Raw genomic sequence first — 11,517 nt, forward strand, 5'->3', positions numbered from 1 at the left:
GTGAATCCTATAATTGCTTTGAGAAATTGCAGGATTCACTTTTCTGCTGTTTCTGCTGAATATTATCATAAAATGTTTGACCCCGCTCTTTTAGTCTAAATTATAAGGAAACAATATAAAATCATTGAACAATAAGCCAATGTCATACATAATATATATGAGCATATATTCATATAAAGGGGTGTAATGTATGGGACACAGTCATGGGCACGGACATGGGCATTCACATGATCACCATCACACAGGCAATAAAAAGGCTTTAAAGTGGGCATTTATTTTGATTGCTTCATTTATGATTGTAGAAGTAATTGGAGGCATATGGACTAACAGCCTTGCGCTCCTATCGGATGCCGGACACATGCTGAGTGATGCAGCTGCGCTTGGCTTAAGTTTTCTGGCAATCAAAATAGGGGAAAAAAAGGCGACAAATTCAAAAACATTTGGCTATAAACGATTTGAAATTATTGCTGCTTCAATTAATGGCATTACACTTCTCTTGATTTCTCTCTATATTTTCTATGAAGCCTACCACCGCATTCTTGAGCCGCCGGCTGTTCAAAGTATGGGGATGCTGGTGATCTCATCGATCGGACTGCTCGTAAATATCGCAGCGGCATTAATATTAATGAGTGGGGATAAGGATCACAATTTAAATGTTAGGAGCGCTTTTCTGCATGTTCTTGGTGACTTGCTTGGTTCCGTTGGAGCTATAACAGCTGCGCTTCTAATTTATTTCTTCGGCTGGGGCATTGCGGACCCGATTGCAAGTGTAATGGTAGCAATTCTCATCCTTATAAGCGGGTGGAGGGTGGTAAAAGAGTCCTTTCATATTTTAATGGAAGGGACACCTTCCCACCTGAATCCTGAGGATATTAAAAGTGCGCTCCTTGGCCTTGCACATGTAAAAGATGTTCATGATCTTCATATTTGGACGATTACTTCTGGTTTCCCTTCTCTTAGCTGCCATCTTGTGATTGAACATAACGGCGGCCACGATGCAGTCCTTCATGCGGCGCAATCGGTACTGCATGATGAATATGGCATTGAGCATAGCACAATTCAAGTGGAAGGAGAAAGAAAAGGCTGCCCCGGCCATAATGAAAGCTGCAATTAATAGGGGCCAAAGGACAGCTTATTCATGAATGCTGGCTATGTTCGATTGCCTGGTTCAGTAAACTAATGACGTGTTCATCATCATGGCTGTAGAAAAGAGTGGTTCCTTCACGGCGGAATTTTACCAGCCGCAGGTTTTTCAAAAAGCGAAGCTGGTGAGAAACCGTAGACTGAAGCAGTGATAGGTATTCGGCAATCTCATTTACCGAATACTCTCCGTGAAATAATAAATGAAGAATTCTAAGCCTGGTTGGATCTGACAAAGCTTTGAATGTCTGGGAAACCATGAATAAGGTTTCTTCATCCAGATCGGCTGGGTACGACGTGTTTTCTTCTGTCATTTTGTTCACCTCTGCCTTTCATTATAATTCTGTTTTAAATAAAACGAAACCGCAGAGGTGTGCCCTCTGCGGTTTTACATATTATTTTGTCTTTCTGACTTCCTTGTGAATCTCATCAACCAGTTTTTTTATTTCTGCATGGATTTGTTCTTTTTCAAGGTTCAGTTCCTTTTTTATTTCAGGCATTGATTTTCCTTGTTCCTTCATTTGAATTATTTCGCCCAGATCCTTATTTGCCGCCTTTGCGATGGCTGCCCCGGAAATAAGGAAACGAAGAGGGACTCCTTTGTCAAGATACCCCTGCAGCACTTGGGGGGACTTGCCGGAATACTCGGAGACCTTTTGCAGAACAACTTGCTTATTAGTTTCAAGGAACTTATCCATGTGATGATGATGCTTCTTTATTTTGTCTAAATCCACTCCATACTGCTGTGCTGTTTTTTCCCAGGAAGAGTTATTTTTTTTATAAAATGCCAATACGTCTGCAACCTGTTTATTTGAAAACTTTGCAATGTGGGCAGCTATGAAGATTTCCTTTTTGGTGAATCCTTGTTCCAGAAGGGATTTCATTTGGGATTCATCAATCATTCTGTGATGGTGTTCATGTTTTTGCTCTTGTGCCGGTGATTGTTCCTTTGGTGCTGTTTCGGCGTTAACGGATAAAGCGGCCCCCATTAAAATAATGCAAAAAGACAATACTAATAGTAATTTTTTATTCATGCTGCACTGCACTCCTTTCAAAATTATAATTCGTATATAGCATTTCCCAAGATAAAGCGAAAGCATGAATAAATTTGGCTATCTTTTTCACGAAAACATTAAGGACAGAGATATTCATTGAAAAAAAACACTCATTTCGATTACATTAAGAAAAGAAGACTGTTCGGGGACGGTGATGGGAAAATGAAAATACTTGTTGTGGAAGATAATGAAAGTGTTTGTTCAATGCTTGGGATGTTCTTTATGAAAGAAGGATACCAAGGAGTCTTTGTCCATGATGGGCAGCAGGGGTTTGAGCATTTTAATAAAGAAAGATGGGACTTAATTATCGTCGATTGGATGCTTCCTATCATGGATGGAGTGACTCTCTGCCGTAAAATAAGGGAATTGAGCAAGGTCCCGATCATTATGCTGACGGCTAAAGATAGCGAGTCTGATCAGGTTCTGGGCCTTGAAATGGGTGCTGATGATTATGTGACCAAGCCATTCAGTCCGCTGACGCTAATGGCCAGGATCAAAGCGGTGACACGCAGGTTTCAGGCTGAAGCAGGATCAGTGGATGACCCCCACTATGTTGCCAGTGAATACTTCAAAATCAGCAAAGATTCCAGAGAGGCCTATTATAATGGGCAGCTTCTCAAGAATTTGACCCCAAAGGAATTTGACTTGCTGTATTATCTTGTAAAACATCCAAAACAGGTTTTTACAAGAGAGCAGCTGCTTGATAGTGTATGGGGTTATCAGTTTTATGGAGATGAAAGAACGGTAGATGTACATATAAAAAGGCTCAGGAAAAAAATAGGCACGGATGAGCAGCCTTTTATCCATACAGTATGGGGCGTGGGCTATAAATTTGATGAAACGGCAGCTGAAAATGAAAGTTAAATATTTTTATCAGCTGCTGATTAGCCATGTCAGCATCCTCATTCTGGCATTCCTGTTATTAAGCCTTCTTTTCTCCCAGTTTGTTGAGAATTATATTTTTGAAAATAAAGTGGAAGAGCTCGATTCCTATGGGGAACAGATCCTGACTGATTTAACAGTCAGGATAGAGGGGGATGAACAATTTTTAACAGAATACAGCCAGCTGCTTGATGCGAGGAATATAAAATATATACTCTTTGATCATAAAGGGAGGGTCTTGTATCCGGAGCTTAAATCAGATCCGATGATTCAGCTGACCAAATCTGAGTGGGCAGAAATTTCGAAAGGAAGTAAAGTAACTGTAAAGCATGATATAGAACGCTTTGGCCAGGAGGTAACATTGGTTGCCATGCCTTATATGCAGGGGGGCAATCTGGTTGGCGGAGTTTTGCTTCTGTCTCCTATAACTGGAGCTATGGAGGTTGTCAGCCAATTAAATCGATTTTTATTATATACCATTTTTATTTCGCTCTCTGCGACCATCCTGTTAAGCCTGGTTCTCTCTAAAAATCTGATCAAGAGGATAACGGACCTCAGGAATGCTGCCTCTATGATTTCATCCGGGAACTATGATGTAAATGTTCCATACACCTATATGGATGAAATCGGTGAACTGGCTAAAGACTTTAACGATATGGCAGCCAGGTTGAGGGAATCTAATGAAGAAATTAAAAGACTGGAGAATAGAAGGAGGAAATTCATTGCTGATGTCTCGCACGAGCTGCGGACTCCTTTGACCACCATCAGCGGTTTGGCTGAAGGCATTAAAGGAGGGCTGATCCCGGAGGCGGAAAAAGAAAAAGGGATGGTCCTGATTGACAGGGAAGCAAAGAGACTTATTCGTCTGGTAAACGAAAATCTGGATTATGAAAAGATCCGGTCCAATCAGCTGCAGCTGAATAAAATGGATATTGATCTTATGGAAGCCTTTGAAATTGTTAAGGAACAGCTGGAAATTCAGGCAGGGGAAAAAGGCAACAGGATTTATCTTGAGGCTGAAGAAGGGGTTTCAGTTCATGCAGATTATGACCGGCTTATTCAAATTTTGGTTAATATTGTAAAGAACAGCATACAATTCACCGATCAAGGCTCTATATTTTTAAGGGGAAGAGAAGATCCTGACCACACAGTGATCGAAATAGAAGACACAGGAATTGGCATCGATCCTCAAGAAATCGAGTCTATCTGGCTGCGTTTTTATAAAGCTGATCTATCCAGGACCAATCATTCCTTTGGTGAATTTGGCATTGGACTTTCCATTGTTAAACAGCTTGTTCAGCTGCACAGCGGAGAGATTGCTGTCAGCAGTGATAGAGGGGAAGGGACTAAATTTACGATTAGGTTTCCACGGAAAAAAGCATCTTTGCAATAAGGCAAAAAAAAGGAACAGCACTCTGATAGGCTGTTCCTTTTGTTCATTTATGACAATACCTCTGTTTCAGTAAAAGGCACTTCTTTTGCGGGTGCCGGCTCTTCTGTTTCTGGTACTGCTGTTACTTCAATATACTTAATATGGTGCTCTTCCATATCCAGAATTTTGAACCGGTAATTTTCATGTTCAATCATGTCGCCTTGTTTGGCTTCGTAGTTTTCAGTCAATATCCATCCGCCAATGGTATCGACATCTTCATCATTGATACCGGTACCCAGCAAGTCGTTAACTTCGCTGACAAGAACTTTGGAATCAATGATATATTGGCCTTCTTCCGTCTTTCTGACCATAGGCACTTCATCCATATCGAACTCATCACGGATTTCACCAACAATCTCTTCAATGATATCCTCAACAGTGACTAAGCCTGAGGTACCGCCGTATTCATCCATTAAGATGGCCATGTGAATGCGTTCTTTCTGCATTTTAAGCAGCAGCTCATGGATAGGTATGCTGTCAATGACCCTGATAATGGGACGAATGTAAGATTCAAGGGTGCTTGATGATAATTCCCTGTTCATAATGAGATCTGTCATGACTTCTTTAATGTTGACCATGCCAATGATATGATCCTTATCTCCATCTATAATGGGATATCGTGTAAATTTCTCTTCCTGAACGATTTGCAGGAAGTCTTCAAGTGTATCATCTTTTGAGAGAGAGACAATTTCTGTACGCGGAACCATTATTTCTTTCGCGATACGATTATCAAACTCAAAGATTTTATTTACATACTTAAACTCAGATTGGTTGATTTCGCCGCTTTCATAGCTTTCTGATAAAATAATGCGAAGTTCTTCTTCAGAATGTGCCAAATCGTGTTCAGAAGCAGGCTTTAATCCAAACATGCTGGTCAATAGGCGGGCAGAACCATTCAGCGCCCAGATAATCGGATACATAACCCGGTAAAACCAGATTAAAGGACGTGTTGTTAACAGCGTAACCGCTTCTGCCTTTTGTATCGCCAGGGTCTTTGGAGCCAATTCCCCCACAACTACGTGCAGGAACGTGATAAAAGCAAAAGCAATGCTGAATGAGATAATATGCGAAATGGAAGACGGCAATCCGAAACTGTTGATCACTGGCCGCAGCAGGTGTTCAATTGTCGGTTCACCCAGCCAGCCAAGACCGAGGGCTGTAATGGTAATTCCCAGCTGGCAGGCTGAAAGGTATTCATCCAAATTCGAAATGACTTTCTTCGCAGCAATTGCATTTTTATTGCCTTCTTCAATTAGCTGATCAATCCTGGAACTTCGTATTTTAACAATGGCAAATTCCGATGTAACGAAAAAAGCCGTTAAAGCAATTAAAATGGCTATAAAAACCAAGTTTAATATGTCCAAATAAGTTCCCCTTATCCCGCCTAAACGGGCAGGGTGTCACCTCCTGATTTTGTGAAAAATGGGATTAGCTGGTTAAGTCGGAAAGGGAACGGAGCAATGCAGTGCTTTCAATAGTCAGCTTCTTGGAAAAGCCATCTTTCTGTTCATCATCCAGTGTATTAATAAGCGGCATGAGAACAGCTATTTCCTGATGAAGCTGTTTAATCTGCAATGTGACTGCGTTAATATGCTTTTCAACTTCCCCTGTCTGAATCTCCCTTTTCGTTTTCATTTCTAGTTTTCTCTTAATCTCTTCAAGCGGAAAATGCAGCAGTTTGCATTCCTCAATGAATCTTAAATCAGACAATACTTCTTCTGAGTATATGCGATAATTTGATTTTGAGCGTTTCGCTTTTATTAGGCCAATGCTAGTGTAGTAATCTATAGTTCTTTTAGAAACATTAGCAATATTGGCTAATTCGCCGATACGATAGTAAGCCCCATCATATCACCTCTGTTTTGAATACTTATATCTCATGAAAATGTGCTTTTCCATCAAGAGATATAGTTAGAATCAATTATACGTTAGCACAAACCATACAGTCAAACGTAGTAGTTTTGGAAAAAGGGTTACATTTATTTTATGAAATTATGCATTAAATATGAAGTAAAAAGATTCGGAAAAATTATTTTTTTTCAGGGCCCGGTGTGCACCTTTTTGACTTATGCCATCCGAAGGTAAGACAGCTTATGACAGGCAGGTGACTATTTTAGCATAAGCAGCCTGAAGGCGAACAAAAACCAGGAGCAAGAAAATCGCTCCCGGTCATTAAAAATGCAGGTCATATTTTCACAACTTCAATATAGGAAATGTGGTGCCCTTCCATGTCCTTAATAATAAATCTGAATCCTTCTTCTTCGATAAAGTCTCCCTGTGTCACATCATACTTCTGCGTCATTATCCAGCCTCCGATGGTGTCTACATCATCATCAGATAATGATGTCCCCAGAAGGTCATTTGCTTCTGAAATCAGCAGCTTTGCATCCAGGATATAATGATTTTCTCCTGACTTTTGAACAAACGGAAGTTCATCGGCATCAAATTCGTCTCGAATTTCACCTACAATTTCTTCGAGGATATCTTCAACTGTGACCACTCCAGCTGTTCCGCCGTACTCATCAAGAAGAATTGCCATATGGGACCGCTCTTTTTGCATTCTTAGGAGCAAATCGTGAATGGGAATGGTTTCAATCACCCTGATGACAGGTTTAATATATTGCCGTAAAGGGTGTTTGCCTTCACACTTTTTTCTAACGCAGTCAGTTAAGATTTCCTTTACATTAATAATCCCCAGAATATTATCTTTATCACCCGCCGTAACCGGATATCTGGTGTATCGCTCATTCAATATGAGATCCAGGATTTCTGCCAATGATGAATCTTCCGGGAGGGTAACAATCTCGGTTCGCGGAACCATTATCTCTTTAGCAATTCTATTGTCAAACTCAAAAATTCTATCCACATACTGGTATTCTGATGGATTGATTTCTCCGCTCTTTAAGCTTTCAGATAGGATAATCCGAAGCTCTTCCTCTGAATGGGCCATTTCACTTTCTGATACAGGCTTCAGTCCAAATAATCCTGTAACAATTCTTGCTGAACCATATAAAATCCAAATAAATGGATACATGATCCTGTAAAATAATATTAATGGTTTTGAAAAAGATAACGTTATTGCCTCTGCTTTTTGTATGGCAAAGGTTTTTGGCGCCAGTTCTCCAATGACCACATGGAGAAATGTCACAACAGAAAAAGCAATGACAAAAGAGAGGATATGAGTTAGGGCAGCCTGTAAGTTAATGCTTTCAAATACGGGATGGAGCAGACTCTCAATAGTCGGTTCACCAAGCCAGCCGAGGCCCAGTGCTGTAATCGTAATTCCAAGCTGACAGGCAGATAAGTATTCATCCAGACTGCTTATAACTTGTTTTGCTGAACGGGCTTTAGCATTTCCCTCCATAATAAGCTGGTCAATTCGTGAAGTCCGGACTTTAACAATCGCAAATTCAGATGCAACAAAAAAAGCAGTTAATGCAATTAAGAAAAATAATAAGAATAGGTTAAGGGTGATCATATAAAATCCCTACACGATATGTAAGGGGCTGGCACCTCCTTTATTATAAGTACTTTTCCCTTATTCATGAATTTTACAAATAAACCATGAATAAAGGATTTCCTTAATAAGAAATTACCCTTAATTAGGAGGAAGGTAACCAGAAAAAATAAAAATTGAGGATTCAAGATATGCATGTTCCTGTCAGTAAAAAATAAAAAAGCCTGAGGCAGGCTTTTTCTAAAGATACACGTATAATTTTTAAAGATAGATAACTTTCTAGCTCCAGGCGACTTCCGCTTTTCTTATCAATAATTCCATTCTCTTGCCAGAAGTCCATATACGGCAAGGTCGTGATATCGATTATAAAGGTACTCGCCATCCCGGATGATTCCTTCCTGACGAAAGCCGAGCCTCTCCGGTATCGCGCGGCTTTTTCCATTTTTGATCCCGCAGCGTATTTCGATTCTGTTCAGTTTTAAATCAAAGAAAGCATGATTAATCATGGCCTGCACACTTCGTGTCATAATTCCGCTTCCCTCAAAATCCTTTGCAAGGTAATATCCAATGCTGGTTTGTCTGTTGTTCCAGTCGATCTGGTGAAAACCAATAGAGCCTGCAAGCTTTCCCTGATAACGGATACCTGCATTAAAGCCGTTGTTATCGGCAAACTGTTTCAGCCATATTGGAATAATAGAGTGATACTGTACAGGTGAAGCCATATTATCTACCCATGGAAGCCATTCTCTTAAATGACTGCGGTTTCTGTCCACCAGGTTGAAAAGCTCTTCTGAATGATGCAGCTGGAACAATTGCAATTCTATATCTTCATCTGCTTTTAAGGAAAACATGGGACAATCTCCTCCAATAATCTGTAAATATATTAATAATAATCTGAAATTAAATAAAAATATATATTTTTGGTTAAAATCATGTAAGCTTTTAAGCCAGAAAATGAAAAAGCTGCTCCTCAATTGGGAGTCAGCCTTTGACTTTTGTCTGTTTTTCAGTTGGCAGGATTATGCTGAAAACGGTCCAATCCGACTCTGTATCACAGGTCAGTGTCCCTTGATGTTTTTCAATTATCTCTCTGCATACAAATAAACCCAGCCCTGTTCCAAGTGTTTTTGTTGTAACAAACGGTTCGAAAATGGAACTGACGAGATGCTCTGGAATTCTTGGCCCATTGTTAGCAATATCAAGCTTTATGTGTCCATCTGGAGTCCATTTGCTTTTAATATGAATGACAGGGTCGCTGCGGTACTGAGTAAGCACATCAATTGCATTGAAAATAATATTAATGAATACTTGACGGATTTCATCAGCATAGCCATTCAAATATATATCTTCGTTCATATCCTGAAGAATCTTAACCTTTCCATCCAGGATACTGGGATATAAAAATATCAGGACTTCATCTATTAATTCATTTAGAGAGAAAGTGATTTTCTCTTTTCCAATCAGTTCCTTTTTTGAGAGGAGCAAAAATTGTGAAATTCTAAAATTCAGCTGCTCCAGTTCATTCGATATGATGTCCAAATATTTCATGGAGGGATTTTCGGATTTTAACAGCTGGATAAACCCCTGTACAGATGTAAGCGGATTTCTGAACTCATGAATAAAGCTGGAAGTCATCTGGCCGAGCAGCGTCAATCTATCTTTATGGGTGGAATCGATAAATTGTGTCTTTTCCTTAATAATCTGATCTTTTGCATCCGTGTATCTGGATACAGCGTGGTATAAGAATTTATCGAAGCAATAACCGATTTTTTCGTACTGGCTCTGCAGTTCATGAAAATGTATTTCGGAACGATTCAATATATCGAGAAAAATCGTTCTTCCCAAATTGACATTATAAACAAAGTCTCCAATATTAATTTCTGCTTTCACTCGCTGTTCAGCGACAGAGTAGGCAAGTTTCTGAATATATTCTTCAAGTTCATCGCCGTCTTTTATCATAAATTGAATAATTAATTGGAACATGGCGTTGCCATTATCTTTGATTTTATCTTTAAAAGGATCATCCTTATTAATGAGGATTTTTTCATTCCATTCACTTAAAAGGTCTTCTTTTTCAGTTAGCAGAAGTTCCAATATGGCATTATTTGTTTCAATCGTCATTTTACCCTCCACTTTTTCTCATTAAAACAGTTATCCCATAGATTTCGATAGATTACAGCAAAATCCTCTGTTAATTTAATGGAAAATAACAGTAATTTTACCCTATGGATTATGGCCATACTTGTGACAAAAAGCACAGTCATTTTTTTGTGACAATTGGTATATTTAAATAACCAGGCAGTTTTTTATTTGTAAAATTGTCACTATTTCTTTTATAATATAGAAACAGGTGTAAATTTACACCAACAACGAAAAGGGAATGAAGCTGCATTGACTAGAGATGAAATTATACTGAAAGTTTCAGATAAGATCCGTCTTATCCGTACAGAGGCAGGATACACACAGGATAAGATGGCGGAAATTATTGGAGTTTCAAAGAAGACCCTGGTTCAAATTGAGAAAGGGCGGGCAGAAGCAGGATGGTCGACAGTGGTGGCTGTATGTGCCTTATTCAGGGAAACGGAAACAGTCCGATTTCTGTTTGGAAACGAACCCCTTGAAGTTCTGGAGACTATTGCAAGAGAGGGAATCGATTATAGGAAGGAAAAGACTCTTGGCGGAAAGCTCTGGTGGAGGGAATTGAAGAGAAGCAACGGTTTGATCCTTCAGCAGAATATCATCAGCCAGCATTACAGGATTATTGATCAGGACCATTTTAGAATTTACAGCAGTTTTGATGAAGTGTCTTCTAAAGAACGGTTTGAAGAGCTGGCTGCAGAGAATAAAGGCCTTCTTTAATAATAGGTGTATACTATTAAATATAAAAAAGCAGCCGCCGGGCTGCTTTTCCTGTTTTAAGGGATTTGCGGTCTTTCCTTATCTTTAGCTATAAGCACTGGGCAAGGAGCATTCTTGGCAATTTTTGAACTGGTGCTACCAAGGAACATCTTTTTAATTCCGCCTTTGCCTGAGCTCCCCACTATAATTAAATCGGCATTTTCGGCAGCTGCATATTCACATATGCTGTCAGCGGGACTTCCTTCTATAACATCGAACTTTACATTAATGTTATACGGCTCGAGAATTTCCCTCGCATTGAAAAAAGCATTGTCAACACTATGTTTCACTCTTGCGTGAGTCCTGGCTGAGGATTCATCATGATATACCGGCAGGGGAGGTATTTGAATTCCTTCCAGCAGATAGCCATTTGTCCTTACAGGCTCTATCGCTTTCTCATTGCTTATGGGAACATTTTCAATTGTCTCCTCAAAGACTTGTGCAATCAGAAGCTGGGATTCAGGATGCTGCTTAACCAATTCGATCGCCATATTTAAAGCCTGTCTGCTTCCATCTGTATCATCATAGCCAACTACAATTTTTTCAAAGAACATAATAGTTCACTCCTTCTTAAGGTAAGGAAACTTATTGTACATATACCCTTCACTGCAAGAAATCAATCATTGTAAATCAAATGGCTCCTGAAAATTTGT

The 11,517-nt window shown here is 39.6% G+C and carries 12 protein-coding genes; 4 read left to right on the forward strand and 8 right to left on the reverse strand.

Annotated elements, in window-relative coordinates; translation table 11 throughout:
- The first annotated feature begins 190 nt into the window (after positions 1-190).
- Positions 191-1,114 carry a cation diffusion facilitator family transporter gene (locus IRB79_RS07660; protein ID WP_243507852.1) on the forward strand — a complete coding sequence of 308 codons (924 nt, stop codon included), beginning with the start codon at positions 191-193 and terminating at the stop codon, positions 1,112-1,114.
- Positions 1,115-1,136: 22 nt separating this feature from the next.
- Here the strand turns inward: IRB79_RS07660 and IRB79_RS07665 are convergent, their stop codons facing one another.
- Together IRB79_RS07665 and IRB79_RS07670 are read right to left on the reverse strand one after the other, a co-directional pair.
- On the reverse strand, positions 1,137-1,454 hold the full coding sequence (locus IRB79_RS07665; protein WP_243507854.1) for an ArsR/SmtB family transcription factor: 318 nt from the start codon (positions 1,452-1,454) through the stop codon (positions 1,137-1,139).
- An 81-nt stretch (positions 1,455-1,535) separates the two neighbouring features.
- Complete coding sequence (locus tag IRB79_RS07670; protein ID WP_243507856.1) at positions 1,536-2,174, reverse strand: hypothetical protein; 639 nt, start codon at positions 2,172-2,174, stop codon at positions 1,536-1,538.
- A gap of 183 nt (positions 2,175-2,357) precedes the next feature.
- Here IRB79_RS07670 and IRB79_RS07675 point away from each other — a divergent pair, with 183 nt between their 5' ends.
- Together IRB79_RS07675 and IRB79_RS07680 are read left to right on the forward strand one after the other, a co-directional pair.
- Positions 2,358-3,059, forward strand: coding sequence for a response regulator transcription factor (locus tag IRB79_RS07675; RefSeq protein ID WP_221877967.1), 702 nt, complete (start codon positions 2,358-2,360; stop codon positions 3,057-3,059).
- Complete coding sequence (locus tag IRB79_RS07680; RefSeq protein ID WP_243507858.1) at positions 3,049-4,470, forward strand: sensor histidine kinase; 1,422 nt, start codon at positions 3,049-3,051, stop codon at positions 4,468-4,470. The genes IRB79_RS07675 and IRB79_RS07680 overlap by 11 nt, the downstream gene beginning before the upstream one ends.
- A 47-nt stretch (positions 4,471-4,517) precedes the next feature.
- On the opposite strand, the gene IRB79_RS07685 is transcribed toward IRB79_RS07680, so the two are convergent.
- From IRB79_RS07685 to IRB79_RS07705, 5 genes are all read right to left on the reverse strand, one after another.
- Positions 4,518-5,873, reverse strand: a complete 1,356-nt coding sequence (locus tag IRB79_RS07685; RefSeq protein WP_243507860.1) for a hemolysin family protein — start codon at positions 5,871-5,873, stop codon at positions 4,518-4,520.
- A gap of 64 nt (positions 5,874-5,937) precedes the next feature.
- Positions 5,938-6,339 carry a MerR family transcriptional regulator gene (locus IRB79_RS07690; RefSeq protein WP_264737409.1) on the reverse strand — a complete coding sequence of 134 codons (402 nt, stop codon included), beginning with the start codon at positions 6,337-6,339 and terminating at the stop codon, positions 5,938-5,940.
- 355 nt (positions 6,340-6,694) lie between these two features.
- A complete protein-coding gene (locus tag IRB79_RS07695; RefSeq protein ID WP_243507862.1) occupies positions 6,695-7,987 on the reverse strand; it encodes a hemolysin family protein in 1,293 nt (430 codons plus the stop codon).
- 287 nt (positions 7,988-8,274) lie between these two features.
- Positions 8,275-8,817, reverse strand: a complete 543-nt coding sequence (locus IRB79_RS07700) for a GNAT family N-acetyltransferase (protein ID WP_243507864.1) — start codon at positions 8,815-8,817, stop codon at positions 8,275-8,277.
- Between the two features lie 130 nt (positions 8,818-8,947).
- Positions 8,948-10,087 carry a histidine kinase N-terminal domain-containing protein gene (locus IRB79_RS07705; RefSeq protein ID WP_243507866.1) on the reverse strand — a complete coding sequence of 380 codons (1,140 nt, stop codon included), beginning with the start codon at positions 10,085-10,087 and terminating at the stop codon, positions 8,948-8,950.
- A gap of 270 nt (positions 10,088-10,357) precedes the next feature.
- Here IRB79_RS07705 and IRB79_RS07710 point away from each other — a divergent pair, with 270 nt between their 5' ends.
- Positions 10,358-10,825, forward strand: a complete 468-nt coding sequence (locus IRB79_RS07710) for a helix-turn-helix transcriptional regulator (RefSeq protein ID WP_243507868.1) — start codon at positions 10,358-10,360, stop codon at positions 10,823-10,825.
- A gap of 56 nt (positions 10,826-10,881) precedes the next feature.
- Here the strand turns inward: IRB79_RS07710 and IRB79_RS07715 are convergent, their stop codons facing one another.
- On the reverse strand, positions 10,882-11,418 hold the full coding sequence (locus tag IRB79_RS07715) for a universal stress protein (protein WP_243507870.1): 537 nt from the start codon (positions 11,416-11,418) through the stop codon (positions 10,882-10,884).
- Positions 11,419-11,517 lie beyond the last annotated feature (99 nt).

Origin of the sequence: Cytobacillus oceanisediminis, assembly GCF_022811925.1 — a bacterium.
Lineage (GTDB): Bacteria > Bacillota > Bacilli > Bacillales > Cytobacillaceae > Cytobacillus > Cytobacillus oceanisediminis_D.